Origin of the sequence: Frigoribacterium sp. CFBP9029 (genome assembly GCF_034045305.1) — a bacterium.
Classification (GTDB): domain Bacteria; phylum Actinomycetota; class Actinomycetes; order Actinomycetales; family Microbacteriaceae; genus Frigoribacterium.
Genome location: NZ_JAXCWB010000001.1, coordinates 322,440 through 339,613 on the forward strand (window position 1 = coordinate 322,440; position 17,174 = coordinate 339,613).

The following is a 17,174-nucleotide window of genomic DNA, read 5'->3' on the forward strand; positions in this document are numbered from 1 at the left end:
CATGGCCAGATCTCATCTCACTCTAGCCGCGTTGGCCACGGCGGCAGTCGCCGACCTGGACGTCTCCGCGGCCGCCCCGTACGGCTCCCCGACCGGCGGCGACTACGACTCGGCGCTGCTGAACGGGCGCCTGGGCGAGCACTGGATCATCCGCGTGCCCCGCTCGCAGCGGGCCGAGGCCCGCCAGTCGGCCGACCTCGTCGCCCTGCGCGCCCTGAGCGCCGGCGTCCGCGGTCGCCTGCCCTTCGCCGTCCCCCAGTACCGCGGTCAGGCGCCCCTCGGTCGCACCCGGGGCATCGTCTACGACTTCATCGCCGGCGAGCACGTCCCCGCCTCCCGGGTCACGCCCGATTCGGGTCTGCCCGCGGTCGTCGGCCGGGGCATCGCGGCAATCCACTCCCTGCCGACCAGCTTCGTCACGGACGCGGGTCTGACCAGCCACACGCCGTTCGAGGCGATGCGGTCGACGGCGTCGCTGGTCGACCGGGCGGCCTCGACGCGCCTCCTGCCGGCCGCCCTGCTCGAACGGTGGGAGGCGGCGATCCAGGATCACCTGCTCTGGCAGTTCCAGCCCACGGTCGTCAACGGCGCACTCGACGCCGGGTCGATCCTGGTCTCGGGCGGCGACGTCACCGGCGTCCTCGGCTGGCACGAGCTGCACGTCGGCGACCCCGCACGCGATCTCGCCTGGCTGCTCGGCACGCCGTCGTCGGTGGACGAGGTGTTCGACGCCTACAACGCCGAGCGCGGCTCGAGCGACCACCAGCTGCGCCACCGGGCGACCCTCTATCACGAGCTCGAACTCGCGAAGTGGCTGCTGCACGGCACGAGCACGAAGAGCACCGAGGTGGTCGACGACGCCGTCGAGCTGATGGGCGGCCTGGTCGACTCGCTGCAACTCGACCGGAGCGGCGCGATCGGCGCCGGTCAGACGGCAGCCCTCGACATCGACGGCGTCGAGAAGCTGCTGTCGACCACGGAACGGCGTCACGGCTGAGGGCTGACTCCTCTCTCGACGCGACCCCAGAGGTCGAGCAGCTCGGCCCGGTCGGCGATGTGCTCCGGCCGGAGGACCCGGTCGTCGGCCACGAAGTAGAACGCCGCGTCGATCTGCTCGGTGGGGATGCCCCGGTACGCGGCGTAGGCCTCGCGGTAGAGGGCCAGCTGCAGCTGCTTGAGCTCGAGGTCGTCGGCGTCGACCGGTGAACGCCCGGTCTTCCAGTCGACGACCTCGAAGCGGTCGCCGCGCGCGAAGACGGCGTCGATCTTGCAGATGACCGTGCGGCCGGCGAGCGGCAGGTGCACCTCGAGCTCGACGTCGACGGGCTCGAGGGCCGCCCAGTCGGAGCGCTCGAAGGTCGCCTGCAGTTCGGCCAGCCGACGCGCGTCGTCCGGGTCGACCACACCCCGCGTCCCGCCGACCTGCTCGTCGTCCAGGTCGGTCTCGACGGCGAATGCGTCGAGCACCTCGACTCGCCCCGTGGGCCGGTACCGGGCCTCGACCCACTCGTGGAACAGGGTGCCGAGACGCGTGGCCCGGTAGGGGCGCTCGGGCAGGGGCCGCCGCAGCGCTGCTGCCACCGAGGCCGGGTCGTCGACGTAGTCCTTGAAGCGGGACGCCGGGATCCGCTGCGGCAGATCGAGCAGACCCGCCCCCGCTCGTGCGGCGTCGCGCTCGAGCAGGAGGAGGTCGATGTCGGCGGCCCAGAGGAGGGGCGCGCGGTCCGCATCGGTCTGCTGCTCGCCCGCCCGCCGATCTGTCGGTTCGACCGTCTCGACCGTCTCGACCGTCTCGACCGTCTCGGCATGAGCCCGTCGTGCCGCGATGAGCCGACCGACCCGACCGGCGGCCTCTTCGACCGCTGCGCGGCGCGCCCCCAGGGGATCCCCCGGCCAGGGCAGCTCGCGGGTGGCCTCGGCCAATGGATTCTCGTCGTCCTCCGGCGCCTCGGGAACACTCTCGGAATCGACGAGACCCGCGGCCGCGAGGTCGGTCAGGTACCGACTCGGCTTCCGGGGTTTGACGGTCGACGACCAGAACGAGCCGCTCAGGAGGAGCTCGTCTTTGGCCCGGGTGAACGCGACGTAGACCAGTCGGCGCTCTTCGCCCTCGTGACGCGCGACGAGTTCGGTCTTGAACTCGCTCAGCCGGCGGTCGAAGTCCTTCTGGTCGTCGACCCCGCGCCACCCGAGCTCGGGGAGTTCGGCCGCGTCGCCGCGGAACTCGTACGGCAGCTCTCCGAAGCCGAGCCAGCCCACGCCCGCACGCGACGTGCCGGGGAACTCGCCCTCGACGAGGCGCGGCACTCCGACGACGTCCCATTCGAGGCCCTTGGAACCGTGCACGGTCAGAAGCTGCACGGTGCCGCGTTCGCCCGCCTCCGTTCGCGGGCCCATGTCGTCGCGACGCTCGGCCGCCGTCAGCCAGGCGAGGAAGCCACCGAGCGAGGCGCCGTCGTCGGTGGCGACGTAGCCCGAGAGCTCGTCGTCGAACGCCTGCAGCCAGGCACCGCCCGACCCTGCACCCGTGGCCGCTGCCACCTCGACGTCGAGGAGCATCTCCTGCTGCACGACCGTGACGAGGTCGACGAGATCGAGACCCGTCCGACCGCGGAGGAACGCCAGCTGGGCGCCGAGACGGCGCAGCCTGTCGAGACCCGCGGGGCTGAACGCCTCGAGCTGCCGGTGCGCGAGAGGCGCGGTCGCGACGAAGTCGAGGGCGTCGACGATGGAGCCGTGCTCGCCGACCGCGACCGACGCACGGAACCCGGCGGTGACCTCGTCGGAGAGCGCCTGCTGGGCGTGGTCGTGCGAGAAGAGCCACGACGACACCCCCCGGAGCGCCGCGATGTCGTGGACGCCCACCCGCCATCGGGCACCCGCCATCAGGCGGATGAGCTCGGACCCCGCCGCAGGGTCGTGCAGAACCCGCAGGCACGCCACGAGGTCGACGACCTCGGGCCGCTGCAGCAGACCGCCGACTCCCAGCACGTGGTACGGCACGCCCCGGGCGGCCAGCGCCTCGACGAAGACCGGCATCGTCTTCTTCGACCGGAACAGCAATGCGGCGGTGCGTCGTGCCGGTCGCCCGTCGACCACGGTCGGGATCGCGAGCCGGCCGGCGAACCACTCGGCGACCCGGGCGGCCTCCTCGGGCAGGGTCTGCTCGTAGGCGACCTCGACCGCACCTCGCGGGGCCGACGGACGGGGCCGCAACGTCCCCACGAGGTCGTCGCCGGAGGTCGCCAGGTCGGCCACCACCCGGTTGGCCGCGTCGAGGACGGTCGAGGCGTTCCGCCAGCTCGTCGACAGGCTGTAGCGGGTGCCCTCGGCCGCGTCGAAGTCGACGGGGAACCGCCCGAGGTTCGCGGCGCTCGCCCCCCGGAACCCGTAGATCGACTGATGCGGGTCGCCGACCGCCATCACCCCCGTGCCCCGGAAGAGCCTCGAGAGCAGGCGCGTCTGCACGACGCTGGTGTCTTGATACTCGTCGAGCAGCACGACCCGGAACCGGTCGCGCAGCTCCGAGACGACATCGGGCGCCGTCTCGCAGACCTCGAGAGCGAGGGCCACCTGGTCGGAGTACTCGACGAATCCCCGTCGGGCCTTCTCGTCGGCGAAGGCGTCGGCGAGCTCGAGCAGGGGCGGGAGCGCCGACACGGCCCCGACGGCATCGGTGACGGACTTGTAGGCGCTGCCCTTCGTCGAGGGCAGACCGGCGAGGTCGAGGAACCGCTCGGCGAGGGCGGCGACCGGCTCCGCCGACGTGACGTTCTCGCTGAGCGCGTGACTGAGTCGCAGCACGGCCTCCGTGAGGGAGTCGACGCTGCGACCGAGACCCGCCAGCCGGTCGTCTCTGCTCGCGACGACGAGTGATCTGGCGAGCTGCCAGGCCGAGGCGTCGCCGAGCACCTGCGACTCGCTCTCCCGGCCGACGCGGAGGGCGTTGTCGCGGAAGATCCCGTTCGCGAAGGCGTTGTAGGTCGAGACCGTGGGCAGGTCGAACGGATCGAGAGCATCGCCGAGGAGCCCGGCCGCGTCGAGCTGCGAGATCCGCCGCTCGATCCGCTCGCCCAGCTCGCCGGCGGCCTTCCGGGTGAAGGTGAGCCCGAGCACCTCGGACACGCGGACGTGCCCGTTCGCCAGCAGCCAGACGACCCGGTTGGCCATGGTCTCGGTCTTGCCGCTGCCGGCTCCCGCGACGACCAGCGCGGGCGTCAGCGGCGCCTCGATGACGGCCTGCTGCTCGGGCGTCGGCGGGGGCAGTTCGAGCACGTGCGCCAGTTCGAGTGCGGACATCGGCGCCGCAGCCGAGGAGGCGCTGGTCGTCAGGCTCATCCGCTGACCTCTCCGACGATGTGGATGGTGCACGAGCCGCCGTGGCGCCCGGTGCAGTGGTCGTCGAGTCGCGCCAGGAAGACCGGCCCCACCATCTGCTCTGCGGCCGTACGCACCCGATCGCGGAACAGCTGGAGGGTCTCGTCGTCGAAGGGGGCCTGCGACGGCTCGCGATAGAGCTTGCCGCGGACGCCGGACGACACGATGACGAGCTTCGCACCGCCGGGCGGTGTGCCGTCCGGGACCGCCTCGATCGCCCCGTCGGCCAGTGCCACCTGGTAACTGCCCAGCTGCGGGTGCTCGGCCACCGCGGCAGCCGAGGTGGGGGCCGATCGACCGGTCTTGAGGTCGACGATGACCGCGGCCCCGTCGCGGGTCCGCTCGACGCGGTCGATCGCACCCCGGAGTCTCGCCGCCCCGATGTCGAGCTCGAAGGTCGACTCCGCGCCGATCAGCTCGGCGCCGCTCGCCTCGAAGTCGCGGAGGTACGACGCGAGACTCTCGGTCATCGTGCGCGCACGTCTCTTCTCGGCCTCGTCGATCCATGGCGCCTCGAACTGCAGCTCGCTCCAGCGGGCCTCGACCGCCGCCCAGAGCGATTCGACGTCGCTGTCGACGGCGTGCTCCATGACGTCGTGCAGCACCGTGCCGAGACCCATGGCGGAGTTCGGGGCCGACCCTCCGAAGCGGTCGACGAACCAATGCAGAGGGCACTCCTCGAAGGCGCCGAGCTGCGACGGCGATACGGGGACGCGTACCTCGGGGTCGTCGAGATCGGCGAGCGGGGCCGTGGTGGTCGCGGCCGCCAGTCCGTACCACTGGGCCGGGTCGGCACCGGCCACCTCCGCCTCCGCCAGTCGGGCGAGACCGACGGCGGCGGCCTCGGCCCGGGCGCCCCTGGGCGAGTCGACGAGGGCGTGCCGCAGATGCCCGACGAGCCCCCGGAGCGACAGCGGATGCCCGGCGGGTGCCGTGGGGGTGCCGTCGGGCAGCAGCCGATGGAAGACCGATGGCCCCTCGTCGTCGTTCTCGGTGCTCGAGAGCACGACCTGACGGGTCGCCCGGGACACGGTGAGCGCGAACATGCGGAGTTCGTCGGAGAGGACCGCCGCCCGATCGTCGACGGCCGACGTCGGCGCCGACTCGCCGCGCGACGCGTCGACGAGATCGTCGGGCCCGAGCAGTGCCCCGCGGAGTCGGAGGTTGGGCCACACCCCGTCTTGCAGGCGGGCGGCCACGACGACGTCGACCTCGAGACCGACGGCGCCCGACGGAGAGCAGACCAGCACGGACTCGACGGAGGTCTGGGGCGACAGGGTGTCGTCAGGGACCTCCGCGTCGAGCAGCGAGTCGAGGAATCCGATCGCGTCGGCCTCCGGGGTCCGCTCGACGAACCGCTTGGCCGCTGTGAAGAGCGCCACGACGCCGTCGAGATGGCGGTCGGCCTCGGCGGACACGATGCCGCGCCCCGCGGACTGCGCCGACCACTGGGCCGCGAGGCCGCTGCGCTCCCACAGGCCCCAGAACACCTCCTCGATGCTGGCGCCGCCTGCCGCGGCCCGCCGCGCCGCGTCGAGGCTGGCGGCGAAGCGACCGGCGCGCGCGGCGAAGCGAGAGTCGATCGTCACGAAGCGCCCCGGCCCGTCGAGAGCCTCGACGAGCAGCGCATCGGCGGAGCGCGTGCCGCCGGCGGACAGCTCGTCGGCACGGAGCGCCAATCGGAGGCGGCGCACCGCGAGCGCGTCGAGCCCGGCCAACGGCCCGGTCAGGAGGTCGGTGGCGATCTCCGGGGTGAGCCGGTCTCGACCCACGGCGACGGACGCGGCCGCGATGAGGTGGCGGGCGGCGTGCTCGTCGCGGACGGCGCGACCGGCGATGGAGGTGCGGGTCGGCACCTCGGCTGCCTGCAGGCCCCGGGCGACGGAGGCGACCTGGCCACCGCTCCGCACGATCACCATCATCCGCGACCAGGGCACGCCCCTCACCAGGTGGTGCTCGCGCAGCAGACGCGCGACCGACGAGATCTCGTGGGCTGGGCTGTCGGCCCGCACGGTCACGATCGGCGGGACGTCACCGGCGGGGTCGCCGACGCCGACGGCTCTCTCGGAACCCGCCACTGCGGCGTGCTGGCGCCCCGCACCCGCCGTGCCGATGCGCCCGGTCACCCGGGACACGAGGTCGCGGAGCACGGGGTCGTGCCGGTGGGCCGTCGACAGGAAGATGGTCTCGACGACCTCGACGCCGAGCCGTGGGCCGAGCCGACCCAGGATGTCGGGGCTGCCGCCACGGAAGGCGTTCGTCGACAGGTCGGGGTCGCCGAACGCGATGACGGCGACGCCCCGTCGGACGAGTGCCCGGAGGAGCGAGACGGTCGACTCGGTCGCCTCGTGGGCGTCTTCGACGAGCACCAGCTCGAGCCCCTCGACCACGGGCGCGGTCTCGCCGCGGTCGAGGGCGGCCACCGCGTAGGCGACGAGCTCGGCGGAGTCGAGATGCCGACCGGAGAGACCGTCGACCACCCGGTGGTACTCGTCGAGCAGGTCCGCCACCGACGCCCACTCGGGCCGAGGGCGGCGAGACGCCAGGGTACGGAGGTCGTCGGGCGACAGGCCCTGCTCGGTGGCGCGCATGAACATCTCGCGGAGCTCGGTGCGGAAGCCGCGCAGCCGCCGGACCTGCGGGCCGAGGTGCTCGGGCCACCGCGGGCCGGTGCCGTCGGCCTCGTGCCCTTCGAGCAGCTCGCGGACGATGGAATCCTGATCGCCGCCGGTGAGCAGGGTGGGCGGCTCGGCGCCGGCGAGGAGCGCCGAGTGGCCGACCACGTCGAATGCCAGCGACGAGATCGTCCGTGCCATCGGCCCCGGTGTCGGGACGCCGAGTCGGGCGGCGATGACGTCGCGGAGGCGCGTGGCCGTCGATCGCGCCGGTGTCAGCACCAGCACCGACCGGGGACCGTGCCCGCGGCCCTCGACCCGATCGACGAGCGTCTCGATCAGCGTGGTGGTCTTGCCCGTGCCGGGGGCCCCGATCACAGCGGCGGATACGCCCTCGGGCAGACCGACGACGCGGGCCTGGGACTCGTCGAGGCGCAGCGGCGAGGAGGCGCGGCGCTTCTCGTCGGGGAGGCGGAAGCCGGTGGTCACCATGTCGTCGACGCTACTGGCTGCCGCCGACACTCGGGTCGAGCGCTTGCGCCGACAGTGAACGCGCCGCCGACGGCCGACGCCGTCGGATATCGTGACCTCGTGGACATCAGAATCGGCATCACCAACAGCCCCCGTGAGATCAGCTTCGAGACGTCGCAGAGCGCGGCCGAGGTCGAGAAGGTCGTCGCCGACGCTCTCGACGGCGGCAAGTCGTACGTGACGCTCGCCGACGCGAAGGGCAAGACCTACCTCGTCCCGACGGCGTCGCTCGCCTACGTCGAGGTCGGCTCGGAGGAGAGCCGCCGGGTCGGCTTCGTCGGCTGACGATGGAGCTCCTCTTCGTCGTGCTCGGCGGGGTCATCGTCGGCCTCCTCGCGCACTTCGTCCTCCCCGGGCGCGACACGCGCGGCGTCGCACTGGCTCCGGCCGTGGGCGCCGCCGTCGCGGCCGTCGTCTGGGAGGGCCTGACCTGGCTCGGCTGGCCCGCCGACGGCGGATGGATCTGGGTCGTGTCGCTCGTGGCCCCCGCCGTGGTCTCGGCGGTCGTCTGCCGGGTCACCACCCGCTCGCGGCGGGCGCACGACGACGCTCTCGTGGCGCGCCTCGTCGGCTGACCCCGCCGACGCACGGCGGCCCGAGGCTGTCAGCGGGTCGGGCCGTCAGCCGAACAGGCTGTCAGGCTGTCAGGCCGTCAGGCCCAGGGCGTCCATCCGGCGCGTGTGAGCTGCGATGAGCTCCGTGAAGACGGGTTCGAGACGCTCGTCGTCCGCCGATTCGTGCGACGCCGAGATCGCGGCCCGAGCCACGAGCAGGGTGTCGCCGACCAGACGACGACCCCAGAGCGCCAGGCGGGATGCCAGTCGCGGGTCGGTCTCGATCGACGCCGACAGGACGTCCGCCACGGTCTCCGCGTCGTCGCCGGCCTCGAGCACGGCGACGATACGATCCCGCTGATCGTTCGAGAGACCCGCCGCGAGACGGACGAAGACGTCGTCGAGCAGACCGGCGCAGACGTAGTGCGCCAGCATGGTCTCGAACCACGTCGACCCGGTCGTGCGACGGCGGAACTCGTCGATGGCCGCGACGTGGGGCTCCATCGAGCCGGCGGGGTCGCTGCCGATGCGCTCGATCTCGGCGACGAGACCGCGGTGTCGGTCGAGCGTCGCCCCGGCGACGCGGGCGGTGACGGCCTGAGCGCCGACCGACGGTGCCGAGCCGGCGGCACGGCCGAGGGCCTCGGAGAGCGCGAGCTGCAGGTAGGCGGCCTGCCCGAGGTAGACCTCGAGATCGGGGGTGAAAGCGCCGAGCTCGACCCGGTTGACGGGGAGCTGCTTCGCAGAGGGTCGGGGCCACTGCAGCGTGGGAACCACGCGCTTCGACCCTCGGCCCATCCATGACACCACGCCGACAGCTTACGGGGTCCGGAGGCCCGCTCGGAGCGACGGGCTAAACTCGCTGCATCCGCCTATATGAGACAGGGCAACAACAGTGACTTTCACAGACCTCTCGATCGACCAGGACATGGTCGACGCACTGGCCGCGAAGGGGATCGTCGAACCGTTCCCCATCCAGACCCAGACGATCCCGCTCGCACTCGCCGGCCAGGACATCATCGGCCAGGCCAAGACCGGCACCGGCAAGACCCTCGGCTTCGGCCTCCCGATCGCCCAGCGCATCGGACTCGACCCCACCCCCGGCGTCAAGGTGCTCGTCGTCGTCCCCACCCGCGAGCTGTGCGTCCAGGTCGCCGAAGACCTCGAGGTCGCCACCTCGAACCGCTCGACGAAGGTCGTCAGCATCTACGGCGGCAAGGCCTACGAGGGCCAGGTCGAGCAGCTGAAGGCCGGGGCGCAGATCGTGGTCGGCACCCCCGGGCGCCTCCTCGACCTGGCCGGCCAGCGCCTCCTCGATCTCAAGGGCGTCCAGGAGGTCGTCCTCGACGAGGCCGACAAGATGCTCGACCTCGGGTTCCTGAGCGACATCGAGAAGATCTTCCAGCAGGTCCCCGAGACGCGGCACACGATGCTGTTCTCGGCCACCATGCCCGGCCCGATCGTGGCGCTGGCCCGCCGGTTCATGAACCGCCCGATCCACATCCGCGCGACGGACCCCGACGAGGGCCTGACGCAGGCGAACATCAAGCACGTCGTCTACCGCGCGCACTCGCTCGACAAGGACGAGGTCATCGCGCGCATCCTGCAGTCCGAGGGCCGCGGCAAGACCGTCGTCTTCACCCGCACCAAGCGTGCGGCCGCCAAGCTCGTCGAAGAGCTCAACGACCGCGGCTTCAACGCCGCCGCCGTGCACGGCGACCTGAACCAGGAGCAGCGCGAGCGGGCCATGGCCGCCTTCAAGGCGGGCAAGAAGGACATCCTCATCGCGACCGACGTCGCGGCCCGCGGCATCGACGTCAACGACGTCACGCATGTGATCAACCACACCGTGCCCGACGACCACGACACCTACCTGCACCGCGCCGGTCGCACCGGCCGCGCCGGCAAGACGGGCATCGCCGTCACGTTCGTCGACTGGGACGACCTGCACAAGTGGGCGCTCATCAACCGCGCACTCGACATGGGGCAGCCCGAGCCCGTCGAGACCTACTCGTCGAGCCCCCACCTGTTCACCGACCTCGACATCCCCGCTGGCACCAAGGGCCGCCTGCGCAGCGCACCCAAGGCCGCCGTCGAGGGCGGGGCCTCCGCCCCCCGCGAACGCAACCCCGGGTCGCGAGGCCGTTCGCGTGGTCGTGACGACGATGCCGGTCGCTCGTCGGGGCGTCAGGGCTCGGGTCGCGGGGCCACCACTCCGCCCACGAGCGCGTCGGTCGGATCCGCCTCGTCCGAGAACTCCGGCGAGGGCGGCGAGCCCCGCCGTCGCAGTCGCCGCCGTCGTCCCAGCGGCGACGCACCCGCCCAGGGCTGAGCCCTACGGCCGACGCCGCACCCGACACGACCCCCTCGCCCACCAGGGCCAGGGGGTCGTCTCACGTGACGCCCCTCGACCCCCACCCACCAGTCCCACCGCTGTGCAAATCGCGACCAGAAGGCCGCGGGCCCTTTCAGCGACCCGGCGAACGGCGTGTCGCGGCCGATCGGTCGGGTTCGGCACGCCCAGCTCCCGCAGCCCGGTCGGGTCCGGCACGCCCAGCTCCCGCAGCCCGCTCGGGTCCGGCACACCGGACTCCCGCAGCCCGGTCGGGTTCGGCACGTCACCAGACCAGACCCGACCCGCGCCTCCTCAGCCGACGATCGGCGTCCAGCCCGTGGCCGCCGCGACGATCCGTTCGAACTGCCGGGGGTCGGTGCTGTTCTCGCCCAGCCGGTTCGGCTTGCCCTCGCCGTGGTAGTCGCTCGAGCCGGTGACGATCAGGTCGTGCTGCGCGGCCAGCTCGCGGAGACGAGCAGCGCCGGCGGGGGTGTTCTCGCGATGGTCGATCTCGACGCCCATCAGGCCCGCGTCGACGAGCGCCGCGAAGCCCTTCTCCGAGACGTTGGGCTCGCGACCGTGCGTCGCCGGGTGCGCGATCACGGGGACGCCGCCCGCATCGCGGATCAACCGCACTCCGACGAGCGGGCTGGGGGCCTCGTGCGGCTCGTAGTAGCCGGAGCGCCAGTGCAGGATGCCGGCGAACGCCGCGCTGCGATCGGGGGCGAAGCCCCGGGCGACGAGGGCGTCGGCGATGTGCGGACGGCCGAGCGTGGCACCGTTCGTCGACTGGTCGAGGACGTCCTGCCAGCTGATGTCGTAGTCGGCCGAGATCCTCTCGACGATCCGCTCGGCCCGGTGCAGGCGGCTGTCGCGCAGTCGAGCGGTCTCGGCGACGAGGGCCGGGTCGGTCGGGTCGAAGAGGTAGCCCAGCATGTGCACGCTGTTCAGCCCGAAGCGCGTGCTGAGCTCCATGCCGGGGACGAGCGTGACGCCCGTGCCCGCGACCGCCCGAGTCGCCTCGGCCCAGCCGGCCGTCGAGTCGTGGTCGGTGAGGGCGATGGTGCCGAGCCCCGCCGCCGATGCAGCCCGCACGAGCTCTGCGGGGGTCTCCGTCCCGTCGGAGACGCTGCTGTGTGTGTGCAGGTCGATCGGTCGTGACGGCATCCCCTCATCGTAGGCGTCGTCGCCTATGCTCGGTCGGGCCATGATCCGTCGTCTCGTCGCCCTCGTCCTCGTGCTCGCCGCCGCTGCAGCGCTGCTGCTCGCCATCTGGCCTCAGGCCCTCGACCTGCAGAGGAGCTGGCCGGCGACGCAGGTCGTGTCGTTCCGCATCGTGGCGGCGGGCGTCGCCCTCGTCGCGGCCGTCGTCCTGCTCGTGGTCGGGCTCTTCGCCCGTCGCATCCGCTCGGTGACCGCCTCCATCGCCGTGCTCGCGCTCGTCGCCGGCGCAGTCTCGACCGGTGTGCTCGCCTCGCGCGGCATCGGTCGCGACGACTTCACCGACGCCCTCGAATCCGACGTGACCGTCCTGTCGTGGAACACCCTCGGCGGTGCGCCCGGCGCCGACGCGATCGCCGCTCTGGCCGTCGAGGTCGGCGCCGACGTCGTCACCCTGCCCGAGACCGACGCCGAGACCGCGAAGGCCGTCGCCGACGCCATGAACGCGGCGGGTCTCCCGATGGCCGGCTTCACCTCCAGCTACGACGACGTGGCGACCGCGAAGCCGACGTCTCTGCTCGTGTCGACCGCCCTGGGCGAGTACACCGTCGCCACGGCCGACGACGGCACGTCGATCACCACGACGCCCGGCATGCCCAGCATCGTCGCGACCCCGGTCGACGAGGCCTCGCCCGTCATCGTCGCGGCCCACCCCGTCGCCCCGCTCCGCGACACGATGGACACGTGGCGCGACGGGCTCGACGTGCTCGCCGACGCGTGCGCCTCGGGCAACGTGATCATGGCCGGCGACTTCAACGCGACCGTCGACCACATGAGCGGGCTGGGCCGTGAAGGAGGCGCGCTCGGCACGTGCCGCGACGCTGCGGTGGGCACGGCGAACGGTGGCGTCGGCACCTGGCCTACCGATCTCAGCCCGCTGCTCGGCACCCCGATCGACCACGTGATGGCCACCCGACACTGGCTCGCCACCGGGTTCCGGGTGGTGACCGACCTCGATGAGGCCGGCAGCGACCACCGCCCGGTCGTCGCGCAGCTCAGCCGCACCGGGGCCTGAGCACCCGGCGGGACGTCGCGCAGGCCGATCCGGATCGCGAGAGAATGGGTGCCATGGCTGAACAGAAGGCACCCCGCGCGACCACGAACCGCTCCACGACCCCCGGCTCCGACACCTTCAAGGACTACATCTCGTCGAACTGGGCCGAGAGGCCGAGCGATCTCCCCGAGCCGCGTGAGCAGGCGCCGTTCGCGGCCGCTCGCCGCGAGGCCCTGTCGGCGAAGCACCCCGGCAAGCGGCTCGTCGTGCCCGCCGGGCGCGCCAAGGTCCGCTCCAACGACTGCGACTACCCGTTCCGTGCGCACTCGGGCTTCTCTCACCTGACCGGGTGGGGTTCCGACACGGTGCCGGGGTCGGTGCTCGTGCTCGAACCCGTCGACGGCGGGCACGATGCGACGCTGTACTTCCGGGCGAGCGCGGGCCGCGACTCCGACGAGTTCTACGCGAACCCCGAGATCGGCGAGTTCTGGATCGGGCCTCGCCCGTCGCTCTCGCAGGTCGGCGCCGACCTCGGACTCGAGACCCGCGACCTGGCCGAGTTCGACGCGGTGCTCAGCGTCGTCGACGGTGACACTCTGCTGCTGCGCGAGGCCGACCCCGAGCTGACGGGACGTGTCGACGAGATCGACGCCGCACGCCGCTCCGACTCCCCCGCCGCCGCCGAGGCCGAGCCCTCGGCAGCCGACGACATCCGCGACCTCGCACGCGACCTCAGCGAGCTGCGACTGGTCAAGGACGCCTACGAGATCGCCCAGATGCGCGAAGCCGTCGACGTCACCGGTCGCGGGTTCACGGACGTCGTGAGCGACTTCGACGAGATCCTCGCGCATCCTCGGGGCGAGCGTCTGGTCGAGGGCACCTTCAACCGCAGGGCACGCGCCGACGGCAACACGGTCGGCTACGACACCATCGCGGCATCGGGCGACCACGCCTGCGTCCTGCACTGGACCCGCAACGACGGGGCCGTCCGTGACGGCGACCTCATCCTCATCGACGCCGGCATCGAGCTCGACAGCCTCTACACGGCCGACATCACACGCACCCTCCCGGTGTCGGGTCGCTTCACCGACGTGCAGCGCCTGGTCTACGAGGCCGTGCTCGAGGCGGCCGACGCGGCCATCGCGATCGTTCGCCCCGGCATCCGGTTCCGCGAGATCCACGCCGAGGCCATGCGGGTCATCGCCGAGCGCACCGCCGAGTGGGGGTTCCTGCCCGTCAGCGCGGCCGAGTCGCTCGAGCCCGACCACCAGTACCACCGCCGGTACATGGTGCACGGCACCAGCCACCACCTGGGCATCGACGTGCACGACTGCGCGGCCGCGCGCCGCGACCTGTACCTCGAGGGGGTGCTCGAGCCGGGCATGGTGTTCACCATCGAACCCGGGCTCTACTTCCAGCCCGACGACCTGAGCGTGCCCGAGGAGTTCCGCGGCATCGGAGTCCGCATCGAGGACGACATCGTCGTCACGGCCGACGGCGCCGAGAACCTCTCGGTGGGCATCCCCCGCACCGTCGCCGACGTCGAAGCCTGGGTCGCCCGAGGCTGACCCGTCCGACGAGGGGCCCGCGCGATCCGCATCAGCGGTCGCCCGGGCCCTTCGTCGTGTGAGCGGCTCGTCGCGTGAGCGGCTCGTCGTACGGCCGGCCGGTCGCCCGACCGGGACTACGACCGCGGCGTCGAGCGCCCGTCCGCCGGGCCGTCGGCCTCGCCGTCGCCGTCGGGGCCCTCGTCGCCTCCCTCGTCCGAACCGGATCGACGTCGACTCGTCGCGAGGACGACGACGACCGCGACCAGGGCGAGGACGACGATCCCGACGCCGAGTCCGATCGCCAGGCCGAGCCCGTCGCCGTCGTCGGCCACGTCGGACGACTGGTCGGTCGCCTCGGCGGCGGAGCCCGTCTCAGGAGCGACGGTCGCGTCGGCGCCCGCCGCCGGGTCGGTCGTGGCCGCCGCATCCGGTTCGTCGCCGTCGGGCCCGCTGACGGCCGGGTCGTCGGTCGGGTCGCTCGTCGACGGGTCGCAGACGGGCCGCTCGGCGGCGCCCGCGGAGGCTTCGACCCCCGCCGGCGGCTGGTAGCTGAACGACCGCGAGTCCGACACCGTGTGCCCGTCGGCCGAGACCGCCTGGTAGGTCATCGTGTACTCGCCTGCGGCGCCGAGTGCGACGCCGGTGCTGAGGACGGGCCCGGCGGTCGTCGAGCAGCCGTCCTCGAAGTGCCGTCCGGAGGCGTCGGTCACCTCGAGCACGTTGGACGACCCCGTCCCCGAGAGATCGAGCACGACGTCGCTGAAGGTGACCGACGCCTCCCCGAGCTCCGTGGTGACCACGGCCCCCTGCTCCGGGCTGCTCGAGAGCACGTAGTCGTGCGCCGAGGCCCCCGTCGCCGGCACGAGCACGGCCAGTCCGACGAGACCGACGAGACCGACGAGGCCGACGAGGCCGACGGATGCGCCGGCGCCGCCGGCGAGACGGGAGCGCCCTGTGGCGACGACGCTGCGCGAGCGGCCCGTCACGAGGTCGACCCGCCCGAGCTGCGCCCGCCCCGGCCGCCCGCTGCGGGGCGACGCGTCAGCGCGACGACGCTGACGACGAGGGCGACGGCCCCGAACGCGAGCCCGCCGATGCCGAAGGCGACGCCCGCGGTCGACGACGCGTCGGAGTCGCCGGACGCGCTGACGGCCGCGTCGTCGGACCAGGCGTCGGCCCCCTCGCCGACCGCGTGGTCGCCGGAGTGCCCCTCGTCGGGCGGCGTGTCGTTCACGTACAGGGTCGGTGCCGGGTGCTCGGGCTCCTCACCGGAGGCGGGCGTGGGCTCGTCCCAGTCGACGACGCTGCCGTCGCTGTACTCCTGGTGCGACGGGAGCAGGATCGAGCCGGTGTCGGGCACGGCCCCGGCGGAGATCACGAACTGCTGGAACTGCCCGGGGGCGATCTGAGCACCCTCGTCGGCCGTCCACGTCACCGTCACCGGAGCCGTCGTGACGGTCGCCCCGTCGATGTCGACCGGCTCGGGCAGAGCACCCGTGGCGACCTCGGTCGACCACCCGGGGACGGGCTCGTACGAGACGGAGGTGAAGGGGGTGTCGGTGGGCAGGTCGACGACGAACCGGACGGTGCCCGCGTCGGCGGACTCGTTCGGCACCTTGAAGGTGAGCGTCGAGTACGAACCGGCTTCGGCCTGTCCGGGCTCGACGTGGACGTGGGCGGAGGCGGCGAGCGGCGCCGCGAGGGAGAGGAACGCGGCGGCGCCCAGCACGCCGCCGGCCCGGAGGGCGAGAGTGGTCTTCTTCACGAGTGGTGGTCCCTTGTTCTCGGCTGCGCGGAGCACGGCCGGTGTCTGATGATCGGCGTCGGCCGAGGGCACGGCGCCGTCCCGTCGCCGGGTTCGGCGACGGTCGGAGTCAGACGGGACGAGGCGGACCCCGGTGCGGACTCGCGGTGAGGAAGCGCGGGGGCCGGCCCCGTCGGAGAGGCGGGACGACGGCGTTCAGGAGGCGCGCCTCCGGAACGGGGACGACCCCGTCTCCGAGGACCCGCCCGGCGGCGACGGCCCGACGCGAGGCCGCCCGCAGCGCCGTCCGCATCGCCCGGTGACCTCGGACCATGGCCGCCACCGTGACGACGGCGGCCAGCGCATGCGCGAGCCACATCGCCGACGTGCTCATCGCGGCCTCGGGCGCCGCCGTCGCACCCGCTGCCGCGCGGACGGTCAGGATCAGGGGCGAGTGGTGCCCGCCCGACGCGCCGAGCCCCGTGGTCGCGGTCGAGCCGAGGGAGAAGAGGATGTGGAACGCGAACTGGCTGAGCACCACGGATGCGGCGAGGCGGGGTGTGGAGACCCGCCGACCGGCGAGCGCCACGCAGACCGGCAGCGCGAAGGCGAGAGCGAGGCCGACCCCGAGGAGGCCCGGCTCGGCACCGCCGCCGGCCACGTGCGAGAAGGCGGCGACGACGACGGAGAGACCGGCGGTCAGCCAGCCGCGGTGGAACCGCATCCGTCGTGCGTCCATCAGCGCTTCTGGTCGGGGCGTGCGAGGACCTCATGGGCGCGCGACGACACCTCGGGGTCGACGACGATCTGGTAGCTCGTGGCGAGCACCTGGTGGGTCGAGGTGAAGTCGCGGCGACGACGGCTGATGGCGAAGCTCGCGATGCCGTAGAGCATGCCGAAGCCCGCGCCGATCAGGGCGGCGGCGACGACGGTGGTGATCGTCACGGTCGTCGGCGAGAAGACGAGCATCACGAGACCGAAGAAGACCCCCAGCCACAGACCGGTCACCGCGCCGGCCAGGGCCGCCCGGCCGTAGGTCAGCCGGCCGGTGACCCGCTCGACCGTGGTGAGGTCGTTGCCGATGATGGCGAGCTGCTTGATCGGGAAGTCGGCGTGCGACAGGCGCTCGACGACGGCCTGCGCCTCGGGGTAGCTGGCGTACGTGCCGAGGACGTCGCCCCGCGGGACCGTGGGCACCGGACGGGTGCGTCGGCCCAGGGGGCTCTGATTCGTCATGGCCCCATTAAACACGG

14 protein-coding genes are annotated in these 17,174 nt (G+C 72.8%); 6 read left to right on the plus strand and 8 right to left on the minus strand.

The genetic code is table 11. From position 1 onward, the window contains the following. Position 1: 1 nt before the first annotated feature. Positions 2-997, plus strand: coding sequence for a phosphotransferase (locus tag SOM11_RS01515; protein WP_320476986.1), 996 nt, complete (start codon positions 2-4; stop codon positions 995-997). On the opposite strand, the gene SOM11_RS01520 is transcribed toward SOM11_RS01515, so the two are convergent. Together SOM11_RS01520 and SOM11_RS01525 are read right to left on the minus strand one after the other, a co-directional pair. After that, entirely contained in the window at positions 988-4,338 is a 3,351-nt protein-coding gene (locus tag SOM11_RS01520) for an ATP-dependent DNA helicase (RefSeq protein ID WP_320476987.1), read from the minus strand. The genes SOM11_RS01515 and SOM11_RS01520 overlap by 10 nt on opposite strands. Then, positions 4,335-7,484, minus strand: coding sequence for an ATP-dependent DNA helicase (locus SOM11_RS01525; RefSeq protein ID WP_320476988.1), 3,150 nt, complete (start codon positions 7,482-7,484; stop codon positions 4,335-4,337). Before SOM11_RS01525 ends, SOM11_RS01520 begins: the two co-directional genes overlap by 4 nt. Positions 7,485-7,583: 99 nt before the next feature. On the opposite strand from SOM11_RS01525, the gene SOM11_RS01530 reads away from it, so the two are divergent. Then, positions 7,584-7,808 carry a DUF3107 domain-containing protein gene (locus tag SOM11_RS01530; RefSeq protein ID WP_192059787.1) on the plus strand — a complete coding sequence of 75 codons (225 nt, stop codon included), beginning with the start codon at positions 7,584-7,586 and terminating at the stop codon, positions 7,806-7,808. A gap of 2 nt (positions 7,809-7,810) precedes the next feature. Then, positions 7,811-8,098, plus strand: coding sequence for a hypothetical protein (locus SOM11_RS01535; RefSeq protein WP_243214477.1), 288 nt, complete (start codon positions 7,811-7,813; stop codon positions 8,096-8,098). Between the two features lie 69 nt (positions 8,099-8,167). Here the strand turns inward: SOM11_RS01535 and SOM11_RS01540 are convergent, their stop codons facing one another. Next, positions 8,168-8,854: a ferritin-like fold-containing protein gene (locus SOM11_RS01540; protein ID WP_243214474.1), complete on the minus strand. Its 687-nt coding sequence runs from the start codon at positions 8,852-8,854 to the stop codon at positions 8,168-8,170. Between the two features lie 118 nt (positions 8,855-8,972). Between SOM11_RS01540 and SOM11_RS01545 the strand changes: the two genes are divergently transcribed. After that, positions 8,973-10,409 (plus strand): DEAD/DEAH box helicase, encoded by a 1,437-nt coding sequence (locus SOM11_RS01545; RefSeq protein ID WP_243214470.1) that lies wholly within the window; start codon positions 8,973-8,975, stop codon positions 10,407-10,409. Positions 10,410-10,724: 315 nt separating this feature from the next. On the opposite strand, the gene SOM11_RS01550 is transcribed toward SOM11_RS01545, so the two are convergent. Further along, a complete protein-coding gene (locus SOM11_RS01550) occupies positions 10,725-11,579 on the minus strand; it encodes a PHP domain-containing protein (protein ID WP_192059781.1) in 855 nt (284 codons plus the stop codon). 40 nt (positions 11,580-11,619) lie between these two features. Between SOM11_RS01550 and SOM11_RS01555 the strand changes: the two genes are divergently transcribed. Both SOM11_RS01555 and SOM11_RS01560 read left to right on the plus strand, forming a co-directional pair. Beyond that, complete coding sequence (locus SOM11_RS01555; protein WP_243214466.1) at positions 11,620-12,648, plus strand: endonuclease/exonuclease/phosphatase family protein; 1,029 nt, start codon at positions 11,620-11,622, stop codon at positions 12,646-12,648. 53 nt (positions 12,649-12,701) lie between these two features. Further along, positions 12,702-14,195, plus strand: a complete 1,494-nt coding sequence (locus tag SOM11_RS01560) for an aminopeptidase P family protein (RefSeq protein ID WP_320476989.1) — start codon at positions 12,702-12,704, stop codon at positions 14,193-14,195. Between the two features lie 116 nt (positions 14,196-14,311). On the opposite strand, the gene SOM11_RS01565 is transcribed toward SOM11_RS01560, so the two are convergent. The 4 genes from SOM11_RS01565 to SOM11_RS01580 form a co-directional block, all read right to left on the minus strand. Further along, on the minus strand, positions 14,312-15,163 hold the full coding sequence (locus SOM11_RS01565; RefSeq protein WP_320476990.1) for a copper resistance protein CopC: 852 nt from the start codon (positions 15,161-15,163) through the stop codon (positions 14,312-14,314). Beyond that, a complete protein-coding gene (locus SOM11_RS01570) occupies positions 15,160-15,942 on the minus strand; it encodes a YcnI family protein (RefSeq protein ID WP_320476991.1) in 783 nt (260 codons plus the stop codon). The genes SOM11_RS01565 and SOM11_RS01570 overlap by 4 nt, the downstream gene beginning before the upstream one ends. Positions 15,943-16,051: 109 nt before the next feature. Further along, positions 16,052-16,660 (minus strand): hypothetical protein, encoded by a 609-nt coding sequence (locus SOM11_RS01575; protein WP_192059770.1) that lies wholly within the window; start codon positions 16,658-16,660, stop codon positions 16,052-16,054. Then, on the minus strand, positions 16,660-17,157 hold the full coding sequence (locus tag SOM11_RS01580; RefSeq protein WP_192059768.1) for a general stress protein: 498 nt from the start codon (positions 17,155-17,157) through the stop codon (positions 16,660-16,662). Before SOM11_RS01580 ends, SOM11_RS01575 begins: the two co-directional genes overlap by 1 nt. Positions 17,158-17,174 lie beyond the last annotated feature (17 nt).

Excerpts from the sequence above, each read along its gene's own strand:
- SOM11_RS01515 (WP_320476986.1), top strand. The coding sequence starts at position 2 with ATGGCCAGATCTCATCTCACTCTAGCCGCGTTGGCCACGGCGGCAGTC.
- SOM11_RS01520 (WP_320476987.1), bottom strand. The coding sequence starts at position 4,338 with ATGAGCCTGACGACCAGCGCCTCCTCGGCTGCGGCGCCGATGTCCGCA.
- SOM11_RS01525 (WP_320476988.1), bottom strand. The coding sequence starts at position 7,484 with ATGGTGACCACCGGCTTCCGCCTCCCCGACGAGAAGCGCCGCGCCTCC.
- SOM11_RS01535 (WP_243214477.1), top strand. The coding sequence starts at position 7,811 with ATGGAGCTCCTCTTCGTCGTGCTCGGCGGGGTCATCGTCGGCCTCCTC.
- SOM11_RS01550 (WP_192059781.1), bottom strand. The coding sequence starts at position 11,579 with ATGCCGTCACGACCGATCGACCTGCACACACACAGCAGCGTCTCCGAC.
- SOM11_RS01555 (WP_243214466.1), top strand. The coding sequence starts at position 11,620 with ATGATCCGTCGTCTCGTCGCCCTCGTCCTCGTGCTCGCCGCCGCTGCA.
- SOM11_RS01560 (WP_320476989.1), top strand. The coding sequence starts at position 12,702 with ATGGCTGAACAGAAGGCACCCCGCGCGACCACGAACCGCTCCACGACC.
- SOM11_RS01575 (WP_192059770.1), bottom strand. The coding sequence starts at position 16,660 with ATGGACGCACGACGGATGCGGTTCCACCGCGGCTGGCTGACCGCCGGT.
- SOM11_RS01580 (WP_192059768.1), bottom strand. The coding sequence starts at position 17,157 with ATGACGAATCAGAGCCCCCTGGGCCGACGCACCCGTCCGGTGCCCACG.